This window comes from Bradyrhizobium sp. LeoA1Lang (assembly GCF_055413685.1).
In genome coordinates this window covers 109,927-128,496 of record NZ_JBVAPG010000001.1, presented here as the reverse complement: position 1 = coordinate 128,496, position 18,570 = coordinate 109,927, and the positions used below count along the sequence as shown (strand labels likewise).

Here is an 18,570-nt window from a genome sequence, read left to right as displayed (position 1 = left end):
GTTGCGGGTGGCGAGCCGGCTTCAACGGACGGCTCGCCGCCCGCCTTAATGTGGACGTTTCGATGTTCGCTTTTGGCCATCGCGCCATTTCGCTATCGTGCAGCAATTACGTCGCGCTCGTCGGAAGCGGACCTGACCGAGTTAAGAGTGCGCGCGTTAGTGAAAACGATGTGCGCCGTAGGCCAGCAAGAGAACCAGGGCAAGCGCCAGCACGAGCGTCGTGCATTTCCAGAACAACAGCGGATTGCGCTCGATCAGCGGCGTCGATGACGTCGTGAGATATTTTGCGTTGGGATTGCGGAGGTCGAACAAGAACTCCGACAGGCTGTCATATCGCTTGTATGGATTGGGATGCACGGCCCGCTCCACCGTTCGGTCGACCCAGATCGGGATCTGCGGACAGATGTGCGTGGCCGGGCCGTAGACGAGCTTGCTGAAGTCCGATCGCGTCCTCGCGCGGGCGACCCGGGCGCCATAGGGCAGTCTTCCGGTCAGCATGTGGTAGGTGACGACCCCGAGCGAGAACAAATCCGAGCGCGGCGTGCCGGGTTCGCCCAGGAAATATTCCGGGGCGGTGTATTGCTGGGTGCCGAGAATGTCGTTGCGGTCGTCCGAGGGCGCCGCCTCGACCACGCCGGCGATCTTGGTCGAGCCGAAATCGATGATCTTCACCGTGCCGGTCTTGTCGATCATGATGTTGTCGGGCCTGATGTCCTGGTGCAGCATCTCCCTGCGGTGAAAGGCGCGGATGCCCTTGGCGATCTGCTCGACGATGCCGCGAACCGTCTCCAGCGCCGGCTTCGGATTGTCGATCATCCATTGCCGAAGCGTCTGCCCATCGATGAATTCGGTCACGACGTAGAGGTAGTTGCGCTTGCGCGGTGGCGTCCAAAGCTTCAGCACATGCGGGCTGTCGATGCGCTTGGCGACCCATTCCTCCATCATGAACCGCTTCAGATAGGCGGGGTCGTCGCGCAGATCGATCGACGGAATCTTGAGTGTCACCGTGGTGCCGGTGTCATTATCGACGGCGAGATAGATGTGGCTGCGGCTGCTGCCATGCAGTTCGCGCACGATGGTGTAACCGTCGAACGCCATCCTGGCTTCCAACAGCGGCGGCAACGGCAACTCGCTCGGTTGGCCGAACGCCTCGCTGGCGCTGCTCTCAGGCAGTTCGTCGATCCGGACGATCTGGACGGTGAGATTGTCCTGGCTACCGCGCTCATAGGCCTGCTCGACGATGGACTTGGCCGCCTTGTCGAGGTCATCGGCGCCGTCGACGATCAGCTTTGCCAACTGGCGCGGTGCGGTATGCTCATAGATGCCGTCGGTCGCCAACAGGAACATGTCGCCCCGCTCGACCCTGAAGGACTGGTAGTCGATCTCGACCTGCGGATTAACGCCCAAGGCGCGGCCGAGATAACTCTGCACCGAGGACAGGACCACGCGGTGGTCGGTGGTCAGTTGCTCGAGGCTGTTGCCGGCGAGACGATAGATCCGGCAGTCGCCGACATGGAAGATGTGCGCGGTGGTCGACTTGATTACCATGGCGCTCAGCGTGCAGACATAGCCCTTGTCCTTTTCGTAAGGGTTTTGGCTGCGCCGGGTCTGCGCATGCAGCCACGAATTGGTGGCTTCCAGCACGCGCTGCGCCGAGGTCTTCACGGACCAGGATTCCGACGTGCAGTAATAGTCGGTCAAGAACCCCTTGACAGCCGACTCGCTCGCGATGCGGCTGACGCTGCTTGAGCTGATCCCATCCGCGAGCACGATCGCGATGCCCTTCAGGCCGAGCAGCGGCTCACTCGGAATCAGGACGCCATGAAAATCCTGATTGGTTTCCTTGCGGCCCTTATCGGAACACTGCCCGACCGATATTTTGAGTTCGCGCGGCATAGCGTGTTAGAAGCAGACGGGTCCCTCTGAGAGGAGAGACCGTCAGCCCATAAGATCAAGCCGCGAGGCGCTCGCGCCTCGGCGCGGTCTTCACGTGGGTGGCGTAGAGCGTCGGCCCGGTGAAGGCGAGACCGCCAACGAGGTTGCCGAGCACGGTCGGAATTTCGTTCCAGATCAGATAGTCCATGATCGTGAACTTGCCGCCGAGCAGCAGCCCCGAAGGGAACAGGAACATGTTCACGACCGAATGCTCGAAGGTCATGAAGAAGAACAGCATGATCGGCATCCACATCGCGATCACTTTCCCACTGACGGTGGTCGAGATCATTGCGCCGACCACGCCGGCCGAGACCATCCAGTTGCAGAGCATGCCGCGGACGAACAGCGTCAGCATGCCCGCCGCGCCGTGCGCCGCGTAGCCGACCGTGCGGCTTTCGCCGATGGTGCCGATGATCTGGCCGACCTTGTCGGGCGGCGAAGAGAAGCCGAAGGTCGAGACGATCGCCATCATCACGGCTACGGTAAAGGCGCCGGCAAAATTGCCGATGAACACCAGGCCCCAGTTGCGCAGCACGCCGCTGAGCGTCACGCCCGGCCGCCTGTCGATCCATGCAAGCGGCGACAGCACGAATACGCCGGTCAGAAGATCGAAGCCGAACAGATAGAGCATGCAGAAACCGACCGGAAACAGCGCCGCGCCGACGATCGGCACACCGGTCGATACGTTGACGCTCACCGCAAAGGCCGCGGCGAGCGCCAGGATCGCGCCTGCCATGTAGGCGCGGATCACCGTGTCGCGGGTCGACATGAAGATTTTCGACTCACCCGCGTCCACCATCTTGGTGACAAATTCCGAAGGCACGAGATAGGCCATTCCAGTTCCCCTTATTCGCAAAACCAAGGGCACCACGGCTCGGCCGCAGCGCTGATATGAAGGATGAGTGGCCGTCCTGGACGCGCGCCGGACTACGGCGCGACAGGAATGAGACAATTCCTGCTGCGACGCTGCGGTTGGCGGAGCCCGGTTGGAACAGGGATGTGATAGTGGCGTCTTTAATGACTGCTCGCGGCGCCGAATAAGGTCGCTTTGATCCCTGCGCCTTCAGCCAACGCTGGCCAAGGCAATCCGAAGGACGGCAGTCGTCATTGACTGGCGCATTCAAAAGCAATCGATGTGCCAACAGCGGTCTTCGCCGATTGGTGCCTGGAATTACAGGGACTTTGGCCGTTGTCGCTGCGCCGGCTTGGCGAACGCCATGCCGCCAATTTGGGCAAATTGCCCATATGGCACGCACGCTGAGAGGACTGGATGCTTATTTGGTCTGCGTCCGGATCGGCGTGTCCTTGAGCCCGTTGTTGTCATAGGCCTTGCGCAGCGTGCCGTCGGCAGTCGCTTCCGTCATGAACTTGGTCGCGAAGGCCGCGGACAGCGGATGATTTAGCGGGACCGCAACCGCAGTCACCGTCTGCTTGAAGGTCTCGTCCAGCACCCGCGTGCCCGGAATTTTCTTCGCCATCGCATTGAGCTGGTCGCGTGAGAGTGCGAACGCGTCGACCTCGCCGCTCTTCAGGAGACTGAAGATCTCGTCATAGGTCTGATAGCCCGTCACCTTGGCGTTCTTCAGGTCCGCAATTGCGCCGCGCATGGTTGTGGTGTTGTTGACGGCAGCGACCTTGACGCCCGGCTGGTCGAGGCTTGCGAAATTCGTGACCGTCGAGCCCGGCCTGACGATGTAGGTTGCATCCGCGACTTCATAGATCGGGCCGAACGTCATCCTGGTTTCGCGCTCGGGATCCTTGGGCAGGAAGGTGACGTCCCAGGTGCCCTTCGATGCCGCATCGGTGATCTGTCCGGAATTCTGGTGCACGACATATTCGATGGGCACGCCGAGCTGCGCGGCCATTGCCTTACCGAGATCGACCGGCACCCCGGCATAGCCGGTTTCGGTCTTGGTGCACCAGAACGCACCGCCCGCCGGGCTGATCGCAATCGCGACGCGGAGCTTGCCGGTCGGCGCGATCTCGTCTTTCAGCGCGTCGGCACTGGCCGGGGCGGCCATCATGGCGACCGCGACTACAAGGCCTGTGATAAGCGGCAACTGGCTGGGCATTGGCTTCCTCCACGCCAGATCTGTGCGCCGAGTCTGTCGCTACAAATTCATCTGACGCGGATCGTGATCTTCTCGGAGACGACCGGCGGCTTGAAGGGATAGTGCTTGGCGTCGCCGAGTACGAGCTGCAAAGTATGTTTGCCGGGCGGCAGCTCGATACGAGCCTCGGTCTGACCGGCGCCGAAATGCAGGTGGGACTTGTCCGATGGGATCGGCTCGTTCGGATTGAGCGGCTCGTTCACGTCGATCAGCAGATGGTGATGACCGGCGTTCGCATAGTCATCGCCGGCATGGGTCACGCCCATGTTGCGCAGGCCGAAGCGGGCCCAGAATGCGCCCTTGATCGTAGCGCCATTCTGCGGCCAGACAAAATACAGGACCGCATCCTTCGGTGCAGGCTTGTCCTGCGCGTGCACAACGTTCGCAAGCGACGACAGGACAGCCGAAATCAGAAGTGTACGTGCAATTCTCATTGCCCCCTCACCGATCCAAATACTTTAAGGCGACAGCGCGACCCGGAACCCATGGGTCGGATATCGAACATTGGTGTCGTAATTATCGCGGTTGGCCGGTCGTACATAACGCGTGTCATTCTTCCAGGAGCCGGAGCGGAGCACATGGGACGTGCAGTCTCCGCCAAGCCAGGGTGAACCGTCGGCCGGGGCCCCCTGATAGTTCTTGTGCCAGCAATCCTCCACCCACTGGTCGACCCCGCCACCCATGTCGTGCAGCCCGAACGGGTTGGGCTTGAAGTTACCGACCTTGGTCGGTTGCTCGGCGGCTGCGCTGTCGCCGCAATCCTTGCAACTGGCCACACCCGGCTGCATCTGCTCGCCCCACCAATATCTGGTCTGCGTTCCGCCGCGGGCAGCAAACTCCCATTCGGCTTCGCTCGGAAGCCGATAGGCCTTCTTCGTGACGTCCGCGAGCCAGGCAACGTATTGCTTGGCATCGCTCCAGCTCACGTTGGTGACCGGCGCCTCGTCCTTTCCGGTCGCCGTGAAGCCGCACACCTTGGCGGCAGCGCACGCGTTCCATTCGCGGACCGTGACCGGATATTTGGCGATGGCGAATGGCTTGATCGTCACCCTTCGGATCGGCCGCTCCGACGCATCGTCATTGCTGCCCATCGAGAAGCTGCCGCCCTGAAGCGCGACCATCTCGGGCTCCCGCACGGAAGGCGTGGGAGGCGTCGGGGGCGTGACCGCGGTGACGGCCGGGCTCGCGGAAGGCTGCGGTTGCGGCGGCTGCGGTTGCGCCGTGGGACTGGCAGCGGGAGCTGCCGCCTGTTTCGTCGCGGGTGCCGGCTCAGTCGCCTTCGGCGATGCCGCGGGCGCCGGCGATGCCGCTGGCGCCGGCGTCCGCAGCGCCAGCTTTTCGCTCCGCGGTATCAGCAAGGACCAGAGGATGCCGCCGGCGATGATCGCGAGCGTGATGCTGAGCAGGAAGATCAAGATGTTCTCGCGCCGCCGGCGCGTCCGCTGGAAGGCCGCCGCATCCGGCAGCACGCGATAGACCCGCACCGGATCGGTGATGTTCTTGACCTTGCGGTCGCCGAGCGACTCGTAGCCGCACACCAGCTTGTGCTTGATCTGCTCGTAGATGCCACCGGAGATGAAGACCTGCCCCGGCTCGGCGATCCCTTCAAGGCGCGACGCAACGTTGACGCCGTCGCCATAGATATCGTCGGGCTCGATGATGACGTCGCCGAGATTGACGCCGATCCGGTACTCAATCCAGTAGTCCCTCGGTACCGCCGCGTTGCGGCCGACCAGGTTCTGCTGGATCACGATGCTGCACCTGACGGCTTCGACCGGACTGTCGAACATCGCAATGAAGCCGTCGCCGGTCGTCTTCACCAGCTTGCCGTGATGCTCCACGATGGTCGGCTCGATCAGGTCGCGCTCGATCCGCTTGACGCGGTTGTGCGTGCCCTCCTCATCGAGCTGCATCAGGCGGCTGTAGCCGGCGATGTCGCCTGCGACGATCGCGGCAAGGCGCCGCGGCGTCGGATCACCCGGCGGCCGCTCGTGCCTACCCGACTTGAAGTCGCGAATCTCACCCATGGATCGGTTGGGCTCCAAAAACCGCAAATACAGCGTTGAGGCGCAATTAGCCTCAGCCCCCGAAACCTAAAGGTCTACCCATAAAGAGCCTATCACACTCCTCACCCGGAACAAGTTTGCCAGATATTGTGCGACGCATGAAGTGATGCAGTTCACACAGCGATCAACCTTGCGTGTCCGCGACCAAATATCCCCAGCCTCAATTCACCTGCGGTGCCGGCGTCCTGATCTCGCGGGGCAGGATAATGGCCGCCGCAATCGCCAATAGACAGAGCGCGGCGAACGCACGCAGCATGGTGACGAACCCGCCCTGCTCATAGAGCCAGGCGACCAGCCCGACCGAGGCGCCGGCCGCGGTGAAGCCGACGAAATAACGCACCGCATAGGCGCGCGAGCGCCATTCCTCGCTGGTGTACTTGCCGACCATGGCGTCGTTGACCGTAACCTGGCCGAAGGCGCCCATCACGATGCCGATCGACACCAGGATCAGCGGCAGGTCCGACAGCGTCGCTGCCAGATAGAGGAACGGCGCCAGCATGAAGGACAGTGGCAGCGCCACCGTCTTGAGCGAATGGTGGTCGAGCAATTTGCCGATCGTATACTGCGTCATCGCGCCGAACACATAGACGCTGGCTGCGATCACGCCGAGCAGCGCCGGGCTCCTGGTCAGGTCGGCGAGCCGTTCGGCGAACAGTTTCGGCAGCGCCACCGTCACCGCGTTGAAGGTGGTCGAGATCGCGATCACCACGATCAGGAGCGCCAGGATCACCCGCCACATGTCCTTCTTCGCGACGCGCGCCTGGGCTGCGGCCTGCTTGGTGCCCTTGCGATCCTCATGCACCACGCTGAGCGCGAAGGCGATGCCGAGCAGCACGGTGAGGACGCCGGGAATGATGAAGGCAAAGCGCCAGCCGAGATACTGGCCGATCACGCCGGTGGCCAGCGCCGAGGAGGCGACGCCGAGATTGCCCCAGACCCCGTTCAGCCCCATCTCGCGACCGAGCTTGTCGGCATAGGACACGATCATGGCGGTGCCGACCGGATGGTAGATCGAGGCGAACACGCCGATCGCGAACAGCGCCGCGCCAAGCTGCAGAGGTGTCTGCACGAAGCCGACCGAGATCATGGACAGGCCGATGCCGATGAAGAAGATCACCATCATATGACGGCGGCTCCAGCGGTCGCCGAGCCAGCCGGTGAGCAGCGAGCCGGCGCCGAAGGCGATGAAGCCCGGGGTGGCGTAAGGCAGCAATTCCGAATAGGCCATGCCAAGCGCCGGCCCCATCACGATGACGGCGGCGGCGAAGATCAGCATCGAATAATGGTCAATGAAATGGGCGGCGTTGACGTAGGTGATCACCCGGCCGGGGCTGTTCATGCGTTGATCCTGTTTCGATCCCTTTAGAAGTCCTCTTGAGATGTTCCCTTGGGGAATCCTCTTGCTTTCCGAACTAGGTTATAGGGAGTTGTCCTGACGGGATGTCGCCAATGACTGTCGCCGAAACGCCAATTGCCGCGATCTTGCGGGGCCAGCGCGCCACCGGCGACGGCGTGCATCTGGTCGCACGCCACTACCAGCGGGGCGTGCGGCTCGACACCCACATGCACCGCGAATCGCAACTGGTCTACGCCGCCGAGGGCACCATGCAGGTGACGACGCCCAAGGGCCGCTGGCTGGTGCCGCCGGATCGCGCGGTGTGGGTGCCAGCCCTGCTGGAGCATTCGATCGACGTGCTCGCCGACATCCAGATGCGCACGCTGTATTTCGAATTGCCGTGGCTGAAGCGCAACGCGCGCGGCAACAGCCTCGGCTCCGAATTCGTGGTGCGGATATCGCCGCTCTTGCATCAGACCATCCTGGCGCTGTTCGACAGGCAGGATGACCACAAGCGGACGGCGCTTCTGCTGCAACTGCTCATGCTGGAGCTGGACCAGGCCGAGGATTCCGCGACCTTCATTCCGCTGCCGCAGGAACCGCGCTGCCGGCGCGCCGCCAACATCGTCCTCGCCAATCCCACCGCCCAATATGAAATCGAGACGCTGGCGCGCGAGGTCGGCACGTCGGCGCGAACCTTGTCGCGTCTGTTCTCGTCTGAAACGCGGCTCAGTTTCAAGAGCTGGTACCAGCGCGCCCGCATCGCAGCCGCAATCGAACGATTGTCGACAGAATCTAATGTGTCGATCAAGCAGATCGCCTCCGACCTTGGTTATGCCAGCGTTCCAGCGTTCTCTCACGCCTTCCGTCAGGTGACCGGCAAGACGCCGACAGAATTTGCGGGCAAGGAATGAACGCGAGACTTCATTGGCAAGTCATGACAAAATGGTGTTCTTGATTATAGTCGGCAGGAACCTAAATCCTATGTAAGGTTCGGTGTAACCGGATTCGATCCCTCCCATGGCCAGTGCCTTTTTCTCCGACCTGCTTGCAACGATTTCCGAGCGCGGCCGCACGCTGCTCCGGCGAGGCAATTCGTTGGACGCGAAGCAGGACGCTTCCGAGCTTCTTGAATTGTGCGAAGCGCTGTTGTCGGGCCGCGGCGAAGCCTCCGGCACCGCCATGGCGCGCGAGGTACTCGACCGCTATCACCATCTCGACGCTGCGGAGCGGCTGGCGTTCTTCCAGACGTTGTCCCGGGATTTCGGCCCTGACCGCGCCAAGCTGATGCAGGCGATCGAGGCCTGGCGCAAGGGTTCCGACGACGGCGAAGCCAGCGAGTTGCATTTCGCCTCCGAGCCGCGCCGGCAGGAACTGATCCGCCGGCTCAACCGCGCGCCGGGCGGCACCAGCGAACTGGTGGCGATGCGTGCGGATCTGCTCAACCTGATGAAAGGCAACAAGGACCTCGAGTCGCTCGATCGCGACGTCACCCATCTGCTCTCTTCTTGGTTCAACAGGGGATTTCTCGTGCTGCGCAGGATAGACTGGTCGACGCCGGCCAATATTCTGGAGAAGATCATTCGCTACGAAGCGGTGCATGAGATCCGCGACTGGAACGACCTGCGCCGCCGCATCGATCCCATCGACCGCCGTTGCTACGCGTTCTTCCATCCCGCGTTGAACGACGAACCGCTGATCTTCGTCGAGGTCGCGCTGACCGAGACGATCCCCGGCGCGATCGCACCTCTGCTTGCCGAGCAGCGCGAGCCGGTAGCGATCGAGCGCGCCCGCACCGCCGTGTTCTATTCGATCTCGAACACCCAGCGCGGGCTCGGCGGGATCTCCTTCGGCAGTTTCCTGATCAAGCAAGTGGTCGAGGAGTTGCGCCGCGAATTGCCGAAGCTCGACACCTTCGTGACGCTGTCGCCGGTGCCGGGCTTCATGCAATGGCTGAGGCAGGCGACCGACGCGCCGCTCTCCGACGAGGACCGGGTGCTGCTCGAAGGCCTCGGCAAGCCCGACTGGTTCGAGAATGCCGAGCTGGCCGCGCAGCTCCGCACCGTGCTGGAGCCGCTCGCCGCCTATTATTTCCTGAAGGCGCGGACGCCGAAGGGACGGCTGATCGATTCCGTGGCGCGGTTCCACCTCGGCAACGGCGCGCGGCTGGAGCGCATCAACTGGCTCGGCGACCTCGCGCCCAAGGGCCTGCGCGAATCTGCCGGCATCATGGTCAACTATCTCTATCGCCTCGACGACATCGAGAAGAACCACGAAGCCTACGCCAACAACGGCGAGGTAATCGCCTCCAGCGCCGTGAAGAAACTGCTCAAGGGCGAAGGCCGTCGGCTGCTCGAGATGCGGCTGTCGTGACGGGCGCGGCGTGAGCGTCCGCCCCGTAGGGTGGGCAAAGACGCTCTTCGCGCCGTGCCCACCTTCCAGCACTCCGCTCGTGATGGTGGGCACGCTTACGCCTGTGTTTGTTTGAACAACGGTGCAAGTATGCGCTTTGCCCACCCTACGGCAGTTGCGCGCTTGGCTTGTTCTCTCCCCGTCATTGCGAGCGCAGCGAAGCAATCCATTGCTCCACTTGCCGAGACATGGATTGCTTCGCTGCGCTCGCAATGACGGGGTCAGGTCCTGATTCAAATGTCAAACAGCGGAGAGGATGTGAGTTCGCGTTCTCGCGGCACGAGATGCCCGAGCTTTGCGTCACTTTCCACCCTCTCATCGAACAGAGGGCGCAGGGAAAGCCGGGTGCCGGTTGCACCCATGGGTCCCGTGCAACAAAAAGCACGGGGGTAGGACCACAGGTTCAACCGAAGCATTCCGGCTTTCCCTGCGCGATGGTTTTACGGCTTATTTCGTGCTCTCCCCGGTGACCGGGCTTTCTTGCCACCGTCGCCTCCAGCGATGCTCGATCACTGGAAACTTAGCGCCAGCGTCGGGGCGCCAGGACCACACGACTTCGCCGTCCGTGATGCGCGTGCTCGTCAGTCACACGCTTCACGTCCACCGCATCTCACCGCAACGTTCGTGACGATCGCGATCCGCCCCTCTCTCGGGTGAGACGCGCGGAGTTAAATCACTGATTTGCCCGACGGGTTAAGCGGTTTATTTTTCGCGCGAGGGGTGGACACGTTTCTGCTGATTTGCCCGTCGGGTTGATTTGTCGCACCTGACGCACCCACATCGTCATTGCGAGCGCAGCGAAGCAATCCATAGCGCCGCAAGCGGAAGCATGGATTGCTTCGCTCCGCTCGCAATGACGGGCTGTCATTCCGGGGCGCGCGGAGCGCGAGCCCGGAATCCATTCCTCCGCCTGCGCCTGCGGCCCGATCGATTCCGGGTTCGTCCTTCGGACGTCCCGGAATGACGGCGGAGGTTTTGGCGCGAGTGTGGCTCACTCGGCCAGCGCTTTCATCTCCTTGTAGAGATCGCTCTTGCCTTCGAAGCCGATGCCCGGAAGATCGGGCATGGTGATGTGGCCATTCTCGACGCTGATACCGTCGGGGAAGCCGCCATAGGGCTGGAACAGATCGGGATAGCTCTCATTGCCACCGAGGCCGAGGCCGGCGGCGATGTTCAGCGACATCTGGTGGCCGCCATGCGGGATGCAGCGGCTTGGCGACCAGCCGTGGGTCTTCAGCACTTGCAGCGTGCGCTGATATTCGCAGAGGCCGTAGGACAGCGCGCAATCGAACTGCAGCCAGTCGCGGTCCGGCCGCATGCCGCCATAACGAACGAGATTGCGCGCATCCTGATGGCTGAACAGGTTCTCGCCGGTCGCCATCGGCGCCGGATAGTATTCTGCGAGCGCGGCCTGCAGCGCGAAGTCGAGGGGATCGCCGGCTTCCTCGTACCAGAACAGCGGATAGTCCCGCAGCATTTTTGCATAGGCGATCGCGGTCTCCAGATCGAAGCGGCCGTTGGCGTCGACCGCGAGCTGCGCGTCCTTGCCGATCTCCTTCAGCACCGCCTCGATCCGCTCGCTGTCTTCGGTTACAGACGCGCCGCCGATCTTCATTTTCACGACATTGTAGCCGCGATCGAGATAGCCGCGCATCTCCGCGCGCAGCGCGGAGAGATCCTTGCCGGGATAGTAATAGCCGCCGGCGGCATAGACGAACACGCGCGGATTGGCCTTGACGCCATGCCGCTCGGCGAGCAGGCGGAACAGCGGCTTGTTCGCGATCTTCGCAACCGCGTCCCACACCGCCATGTCGATGGTGCCGACGGCGACCGAGCGCTCGCCGTGGCCGCCGGGCTTCTCGTTCGACATCATGGTCGACCAGACCTTGTCCGGATCGAGATTGTCGCCGCTCGCATCAAGCAGCGCCTTCGGATCGGCCTCGAGCAGCCGCGGCGCGAAGCGCTCGCGGATCAGACCGCCCTGCCCGTAGCGGCCGTTGGAGTTGAAGCCGTAGCCGACCACGCGCTTGCCGTCGCGTACCACGTCGGTGACGACGGCAACCAGGCTCGTCGTCATCTTGCTGAAATCGATATAGGCGTTGCGGATCGGCGAGGCGATCGGTTTTGTTACCTCGCGAACGTCGATGATACGGACGGACATGGGATTGGCCTTTGGGTTTCTCGTCATGGCCGGGCTTGTCCCGGCCATCCACGTTCTTTGCTCGCGATGAAGGAAGGGCGTGGATGCCCGGGACAAGCCCGGGCATGACGAAGTGAAATACTTACGCTTCAGATATCAGGACTTCGTCTTATCGCGGAAATACGGCTCGACCGGGCCGTGGACCTTGATGGTCAGCGGATTGCCGTAGCGATCCTTGGCGTTGCCGGCGGTGACGCGCACCCAGCCCTCGCTGACGCAATACTCCTCGACATTGGTCTTTTCGGCGCCCTTGAAGCGGATGCCCACGTCGCGGGCCAGGATATCCGCGTTGTAGTACGGGCTGTTCGGATCGACCGACAAGCGGTCCGGCAGTTCCTCATGGGGCGTTTCGTTGTTCTCGCTCATAGCAGGGCCTCGATTGCTGTCTTCAGTCCTTCGGGCCGCGCGGTGGGCGCATGGCGCGCCACCACCCTGCCCGACCGGTCGACCAGAAATTTGGTGAAATTCCATTTGATCGACGGGCCGAGCAGGCCCGATTTCTCGCTCTTCAGGTGTTCGTACAACGGATGTGCGTTCGCGCCATTCACCTCGATCTTGGCGAACATCGGGAACGTCACCGCGTAGTTGGTTTCGCAGAACTCGCCGATCTGCTTTTCATCACCCGGTTCCTGCCCACCGAACTGGTTGCAGGGAAAGCCGAGCACGGAAAAACCCCGTGGCCAGAGCCCCTGATAGAGTTCCTGCAGGCCCTTGTATTGCGGCGTGAAGCCGCACGCGCTGGCGGTGTTGACGATGAGCAGGACCTGCCCCTCGAACCGCTTCAGGGGCACTTCATCTCCGGCCAGCGAGCGGGCCGCAAAATCATAGACAGTGGGCATGGTTTTCCCTCAAAGCACGAAGCGGTCTCCGCTTCACCTCGCCCCGCTTGCGGGGAGAGGTCGGATCGCATCGCAGATGCGATCCGGGTGAGGGGGAGCCTCTACGAGTCCGTCTGTCACCGTACCCGCGGAGAGAGCCCCTCACCCCAACCCTCTCCCCGTAAGAACGGGGAGAGGGAGCTTTGCGCGCTGCAATCACCATGGTTCGATCAGCCTGCGGGATCAATGACCGCAGACGGCGTGCCGCCGGCTTCGATCGCCTCGCCCACGGCAAGGCAGAGATCCTCGCGGTAGCGGCCCGAGACCAGTTGCACGCCGACGGGAATCCGGCCGACCAGGCCTGTGCTCACAACCAGCCCGGGCAGGCCCATGAAGGGAATGGCGATCTGCGGCAGTTGGGCGTTCCAGACCCGGGCAAAGGAGGCATCGTCTTTGCAGTCGAGTTGATCCGGGAACGGCAATTCGCCGGAGACCGGCATCAGCAACACCGCATATTGTTCGAAGAACGCCAGCCATTCGCGCGTCAACGTCGCCCGGCGCGTCAGCGCTTTCGAAAGATCGAAAGGATGCACTTTGGCGCGGCTGCCGCGCAGGCAGGCGAGCGCGCCGGGATCGCCCTCGCGCTCGGCGGCTTCCAGTTGCGCCTCATAGCCGTCGCCGAGCCAGAGCTTGGTCTGGAGGTCGGCGGCTTCGCGCAGCGGCGGCGTTGTCGTGATCTCCTCGACGGTCCAGCCGGCGCGCTCCAGCCGCTTGCCGGCATCCGCCACCGCCGCCTTCACCTCGGCGACCGGATTGAGTCCATCAGGATCGAGGCACATCGCGACGCGCTTCGGCACCGAAGGTCCCTCCAGCGGCACCGGCATCCACCACGGATCGCGGACGTCGCGGGCCGACATCGCCGCGAGCGCGATGCGCAGGTCGTTGACGGTGCGGGCCAGCGGACCGGAGACGGCGCTGATCTGCGGGCCGATCGGCCGCTCCGGCAGCGCCGCGTTGAAGGCGGGGATGCGGCCCATGGTCGGCCGCAAGCCATGCACGCCGCAGGCATAGGCCGGGTAGCGGATCGAGCCCGCGATATCGGTGCCATGCGCGATATGCCCGATGCCGGCCGCAACCGCGGACCCCGCGCCGCCGGAGGAGCCGCCCGGCGTGATGCCGCCATCACGCGGGTTCTTGGTGTCGCCATGGATCAGGTTGGTGGTGAACCAGCGATAGGAGAAGGCCGGGCAATTGGTGCGGCCGAGCAGGACGGCGCCCGCTTTCCGCAAATTCTCGACCACGGGGTTGTTGGCCTTCGCAATCACGTCGCGCTGCAGCGTCAAGCCGTTGGTGGTGGCAAACCCTTCCTGGTCGACATTGACCTTGATCGTGACAGGAACGCCGCCGAGCGCGCCGATCTCCTCGCCGCGGGCAATCGCGGCATCGATGGCGTCCGCCTGCGCCAGCACTTCCGAAGGTCTGTGGTCGACCACGGCATTGAGCTTGGGATTGACCGCGTCCAGCCGCGCCAGGGCGGCAGTCGCCGCCTCCCTCGCCGAAACCTTCTTCGATTTGATCAGGCCGGCCAGATCCGCGGCCGACAGACGCCAAAGTTCTTCCATTGCCAACTCCGTTGCGACGGGCGTGTTTTAGCGTCACAGGGCTGACGTGGCCAGCGCAAGGAATGGACAAAGATGGCATCTGCCCCTTCTCCTCGCGCATGGGGAGAAGGTCGGGATGACCTCCGCGAAAACGGTGACGCCGTCATTCCGGGGCGATGCGATAGCATCGAGCCCGGAATCCATTTGTCCACCCGCGCAAGTGGACGAATGGATTCCGGGCTCGCGCTCCGCGCGCCCCCGAATGACGATCGCCGCGCACTTTAGCGATAGCGGGCGATGTAATAGGCAAGGTCGGCGATCTGCTCTTTCGTCACCGGCTGCATCACGTCGGCCATGGTGCCGTCATAGCCGTGGCGGGTGTTGTCCTTGTACTCGCTGAGCGTCTTGTTCAGATAGTCCTCGCGCTGGTTGGCGATGCGCGGGACGTTGTCGTTGCCGGAGAAATCCGGCCTGTGGCAGTTGTTGCAGAGATATTGATGCGCCAATGCTTGGCCGCGCGCCATGCGGGCGGAATCGCCGACCTCGGCGGGCGGTGCCGGCTTGGGCAAGGTGGCGATAAAATCGGAAAAGGTGCGGAGGTCGTCGTCGGACAGATCCTTCGCCATCTCGTTCATGGTGTCGAACGCGCGCAGCTTCTCGCGGAACATGAAGAGCTGGATCAACACGTAAGCCGCTTGCTGGGCGCCGAGCGAAGGGGTGTTCTCGGTCTCGGACATGCCGCGCTCGCCATGGCAGGCAAGACAGGGCGCGGCGCGCTCCTGGATGGTCCCGGCGCTGGCGGCGAAGGTGATGGATGCACAGGCGAGCGCGGTGATTAGCTTCTTATACATCGATCTTTCCTGGCGCTCCGTCATTGCGAGGAGCGAAGCGGACGAAGCAATCCATTTCGCCACTTGCGGAGGCATGGATTGCGTCGCTTCGCTCGCAATGACGGAGAGAGAGTACGATCTACTGCCCCGCGACCTTCTGCTTGCCGTAGGTGATGCGGTAGACGGCGCCGTTCCAGTCGTCGGAGACGAGCAGCGAGCCGTCTTTCAGTTGCATCACATCGACGGGACGGCCGACATATTTGTTGTCCGCGAGGAAGCCGGTGAGGAACGGCTCGACCGACTTCACCTTGCCGTCCTTGTCGAGCTTGACCACGACGACATCGCCGCCCTCCTTCTTCGACTTGTTCCAGGAGCCATGGCGCGCGACGAAGATCGCGTTCTTGTAGGCCTTCGGGAACATGTTGCCGGTGTAGAAGCGCATGCCGAGCGCCGCGGTGTGCGGGCCCATCAGGCCGACCGGCGGGGTGTAGTCGCTGCAGGATTTGCCCCAGCCGAGCTCCTGGTCGATGATGTTGCCCTGGTAGCAGAACGGCGCGCCGAAATCCTCGCCGGCCTTGGTCACGCGGTTGAGCTCGTCCTCCGGCACCGTCTCGGACAGCCAGTCGCGGCCATTGTCGGTGAAATAGAGGTGCTTGGTCTCGGGATTCCAGTCGAAGCCGACCGTGTTGCGCACGCCGACCGCATAGACTTCCGCGCCCGAGCCATCGAGATTGATACGCCGGATCTGGCCATGCGCATCGTCATGCAGCACGTTGTTGCCGGGCTGGCCGACCGGGACATAGAGCTTGTTGTCCGGGCCGATGGCGATGAACTTCCAGCCATGGGCCTCGTCCTTCGGCAGATTGTCGTAGATCACCGTCGGCTTCGGCGGACTGTCGATGACGTCGTCGATCTTCTCGATCTTGGAGACCTTCGAGAGCTCCGCGATGTAGAGCGTGCCGTCCTTGAAAGCGACGCCGTTCGGACGATAGAGCCCGGAGGCGATCACCTTCACCTGGCGTTTGCCGTCCTTGTTGACGATGGCATAGACCTTGTCGACCAGGCGGCTGCCGACCAACACCGTGCCCTTGTCGCTCTGCGCCAGCGAACGCGCATTCGCCATGCCGGCGGCGTAGACCTCGACGTTGAAGCCGGCCGGCACCTTGAGCTTGGCGAGCGGCAATTTGTCGGGCGCGGCCGCCAGCGGCGGCGGCGCGACCGGCGCCAGCTTCGCAGCCGCCTCGTTCTCGGGCCGTCCGATCAGGGGCGAGCCCGGCGGCAGCGGCTGCGCTGCGGCAGGTGCCGCGCCGGCGGCAGGTGGACTGGCGGGCTGCTGGGCATGGGCGGCAAGCGTGAATGCGCCGAAGAAAGCGCCGGCCAGGACAAGGCCGCGCGGCGTGGTCAGGTTGTTCATCGTTGTGGTTCTCCCCAGATGCGAAAGCCTGTTGGTCCTCGCATGTACAGCGCCCTGCACACGCCGGCGTGGCTTCGTGAACGGCAGTTTCCGACATTCGTCCACGGATGCAATCCGGAACATGGTCGGAATCGAGGCGGGGAAGCGATCCAGCGCAGAACGACCGCGCGGACCTTCAATGTTTCGTGACCGAGCCCGTATCCGGCGGACCGATGATCGCCTCGGAGAACGGAAATTCGAGCACGATATCGCCCTCGTCGTCGGTCACTTCGATGACGGCATTCAACAGCGTGGCGTCGGCACCTTCTGTCCGCAGCAGTTCCCGAATCATGGCGCGCGCCATCTCCCAGGCGCGATCGGGATCCCGCAGGATTTCGCCCTCGGGGTCGGAGATCAGCTCATCGCCGATACGGGTGTTGAAGAAATAGCGCGGCATCGGCGGCAGACACTCCGGTTGAGACCCTTGCGATGGAAGCCTCCGTCAAACCCAGAATTGCTATTGATTGCAATGCGAACAACAGCGAAACGTGTGATTTGACTTGCGGCTCTCGCACAACTGCGTGAATTCCCTAAGTTGCGGCGCAGCATGACTTATGCAGCGCAACACGTCAAAATTTAACTGGCGAACTTTTTCGCCCGCATTACTTTATTGGCAGGGCGGAATACGTCCCGGTTTCAATTTAGGAGAGCTCAATGGCCTGGAAAGCACCGAAGATCGCCGAAGTTTCCGTCGGCATGGAAATCAACATGTATATGTGCGCGACCCGCAAGTAAGCGGACGCGACAGCCAAATCTCTCACGGAAGCTGGACTTGCGGGCGTCCGAACCTTCCCCAAGGGATGCGCGTTGACGCCCGCGTCTGTGTTATTGTGTCCCTGCCTATCAGATTTTCGCCAGGAGACGGATCATGCTTCGCGTCGTCGTCCTGGGCGCGGCGGCCGGTGGTGGTGTTCCGCAGTGGAACTGCGGCTGCCCGGTGTGCACCAAGGCAAGAGGCGAAGCGCCGGACCTGCAGAGCACCCAGGCTTCGATCGCGGTCAGCGCTGACGGCGCGCACTGGTTCCTGGTCAACGCCTCGCCCGACCTGCGTCAGCAAGTGACCGCAACGCCGCAATTGCACCCAAAGCGCGGCGAGCTCCGCCATAGTCCGATCGCGGGCGTCATCCTCACCAATGGCGAGATCGACGCGATCGCGGGACTATTGTCGATGCGCGAGGGTTCGCCGTTTACGATCTACGCGCACCAGCGGGTGCTGGCGATCCTGAAGTCCAATAGCGTCTTCGACGTGCTGAGCGAGAAGAACGTCAAGCGCCAGCCGATCGCGGTGGACCACGCATTCGAGCCGACCTTGCCCGACGGCTCACCCTCCGGCATCGAAGTGCTGCCGTTCGAGGTTCCCGGCAAGGGCGCGTGGTATCTCGAGGGCAAAGCGCATCCGGCCGGCAAGGACGGCGTGGGCGATACGCTGGGCTTGCGCATTGCGGAAAAGGCCAGCGGTAAATATTTCTACTTCCTCGCCGCCTGCGCGCGCGTGACCGATGATCTGAAATCTCGGCTTGCAGGAGCGCCGCTGGTGTTCTTCGATGGCACGGTGTGGCGCGACGACGAGTTGATCGCGGCGGGACTCGGCAACAAGACCGGTCAGGGGATGGGACATATTTCGATGTCAGGCGGCCACGGCGCGATCGAGAGCCTCGCGGAGCTTGCTATCGGCCGAAAACTGTTCCTGCATATCAACAACTCCAACCCGGCGCTGTTGAAGGACTCGCCCGAGCGGCAGGCCGCCGAGCGGGCCGGCTGGCAGATCCCCGCCGATGGAACGGAGATTGAGCTTTGAATGCACCTTT

General features: G+C 63.0%; 17 protein-coding genes. 4 read left to right on the top strand and 13 right to left on the bottom strand.

Annotated features, from left to right (window positions below; all coding sequences use genetic code 11):
* Positions 1-156: 156 nt before the first annotated feature.
* The 6 genes from ACZYOF_RS00545 to ACZYOF_RS00520 form a co-directional block, all read right to left on the bottom strand.
* Complete coding sequence (locus ACZYOF_RS00545) at positions 157-1,896, bottom strand: protein kinase domain-containing protein (RefSeq protein ID WP_463714426.1); 1,740 nt, start codon at positions 1,894-1,896, stop codon at positions 157-159.
* Between the two features lie 55 nt (positions 1,897-1,951).
* Positions 1,952-2,770 (bottom strand): formate/nitrite transporter family protein, encoded by an 819-nt coding sequence (locus ACZYOF_RS00540; protein WP_463714425.1) that lies wholly within the window; start codon positions 2,768-2,770, stop codon positions 1,952-1,954.
* Positions 2,771-3,209: 439 nt separating this feature from the next.
* On the bottom strand, positions 3,210-3,956 hold the full coding sequence (locus tag ACZYOF_RS00535; protein WP_463714455.1) for a transporter substrate-binding domain-containing protein: 747 nt from the start codon (positions 3,954-3,956) through the stop codon (positions 3,210-3,212).
* 98 nt (positions 3,957-4,054) lie between these two features.
* Positions 4,055-4,480 (bottom strand): DUF4399 domain-containing protein, encoded by a 426-nt coding sequence (locus ACZYOF_RS00530; RefSeq protein WP_130580369.1) that lies wholly within the window; start codon positions 4,478-4,480, stop codon positions 4,055-4,057.
* 24 nt (positions 4,481-4,504) lie between these two features.
* Positions 4,505-6,073: an SUMF1/EgtB/PvdO family nonheme iron enzyme gene (locus ACZYOF_RS00525; protein WP_394568660.1), complete on the bottom strand. Its 1,569-nt coding sequence runs from the start codon at positions 6,071-6,073 to the stop codon at positions 4,505-4,507.
* A gap of 199 nt (positions 6,074-6,272) precedes the next feature.
* On the bottom strand, positions 6,273-7,451 hold the full coding sequence (locus ACZYOF_RS00520; RefSeq protein ID WP_463714424.1) for an MFS transporter: 1,179 nt from the start codon (positions 7,449-7,451) through the stop codon (positions 6,273-6,275).
* Positions 7,452-7,561: 110 nt separating this feature from the next.
* Between ACZYOF_RS00520 and ACZYOF_RS00515 the strand changes: the two genes are divergently transcribed.
* Complete coding sequence (locus ACZYOF_RS00515; protein WP_463714423.1) at positions 7,562-8,362, top strand: AraC family transcriptional regulator; 801 nt, start codon at positions 7,562-7,564, stop codon at positions 8,360-8,362.
* Positions 8,363-8,468: 106 nt separating this feature from the next.
* Positions 8,469-9,821, top strand: coding sequence for a malonyl-CoA decarboxylase (locus ACZYOF_RS00510; protein ID WP_463714422.1), 1,353 nt, complete (start codon positions 8,469-8,471; stop codon positions 9,819-9,821).
* 1,030 nt (positions 9,822-10,851) lie between these two features.
* Here the strand turns inward: ACZYOF_RS00510 and ACZYOF_RS00505 are convergent.
* From ACZYOF_RS00505 to ACZYOF_RS00475, 7 genes are all read right to left on the bottom strand, one after another.
* Complete coding sequence (locus ACZYOF_RS00505; RefSeq protein ID WP_282528955.1) at positions 10,852-12,021, bottom strand: mandelate racemase/muconate lactonizing enzyme family protein; 1,170 nt, start codon at positions 12,019-12,021, stop codon at positions 10,852-10,854.
* A 135-nt stretch (positions 12,022-12,156) separates the two neighbouring features.
* Positions 12,157-12,426: a DUF3297 family protein gene (locus ACZYOF_RS00500; RefSeq protein WP_394568656.1), complete on the bottom strand. Its 270-nt coding sequence runs from the start codon at positions 12,424-12,426 to the stop codon at positions 12,157-12,159.
* The gene (locus tag ACZYOF_RS00495; RefSeq protein ID WP_463714421.1) at positions 12,423-12,899 is read right to left on the bottom strand and encodes a glutathione peroxidase; all 477 of its coding nucleotides are present in this window, start codon (positions 12,897-12,899) and stop codon (positions 12,423-12,425) included. The genes ACZYOF_RS00500 and ACZYOF_RS00495 overlap by 4 nt, the downstream gene beginning before the upstream one ends.
* Before the next feature lie 209 nt (positions 12,900-13,108).
* The gene (locus tag ACZYOF_RS00490) at positions 13,109-14,500 is read right to left on the bottom strand and encodes an amidase family protein (RefSeq protein WP_463714420.1); all 1,392 of its coding nucleotides are present in this window, start codon (positions 14,498-14,500) and stop codon (positions 13,109-13,111) included.
* A 260-nt stretch (positions 14,501-14,760) separates the two neighbouring features.
* Positions 14,761-15,330 carry a c-type cytochrome gene (locus ACZYOF_RS00485; RefSeq protein WP_282528953.1) on the bottom strand — a complete coding sequence of 190 codons (570 nt, stop codon included), beginning with the start codon at positions 15,328-15,330 and terminating at the stop codon, positions 14,761-14,763.
* Between the two features lie 118 nt (positions 15,331-15,448).
* Positions 15,449-16,723 carry a PQQ-dependent sugar dehydrogenase gene (locus tag ACZYOF_RS00480; protein ID WP_463714419.1) on the bottom strand — a complete coding sequence of 425 codons (1,275 nt, stop codon included), beginning with the start codon at positions 16,721-16,723 and terminating at the stop codon, positions 15,449-15,451.
* A gap of 175 nt (positions 16,724-16,898) precedes the next feature.
* Positions 16,899-17,159, bottom strand: a complete 261-nt coding sequence (locus ACZYOF_RS00475) for a DUF6894 family protein (RefSeq protein WP_028166081.1) — start codon at positions 17,157-17,159, stop codon at positions 16,899-16,901.
* A gap of 257 nt (positions 17,160-17,416) precedes the next feature.
* On the opposite strand from ACZYOF_RS00475, the gene pqqA reads away from it, so the two are divergent.
* Together pqqA and pqqB are read left to right on the top strand one after the other, a co-directional pair.
* Positions 17,417-17,497, top strand: a complete 81-nt coding sequence (pqqA, locus tag ACZYOF_RS00470; RefSeq protein WP_082637312.1) for a pyrroloquinoline quinone precursor peptide PqqA — start codon at positions 17,417-17,419, stop codon at positions 17,495-17,497.
* A gap of 133 nt (positions 17,498-17,630) precedes the next feature.
* Positions 17,631-18,560, top strand: coding sequence for a pyrroloquinoline quinone biosynthesis protein PqqB (pqqB, locus tag ACZYOF_RS00465; protein ID WP_463714418.1), 930 nt, complete (start codon positions 17,631-17,633; stop codon positions 18,558-18,560).
* Positions 18,561-18,570: the final 10 nt, after the last annotated feature.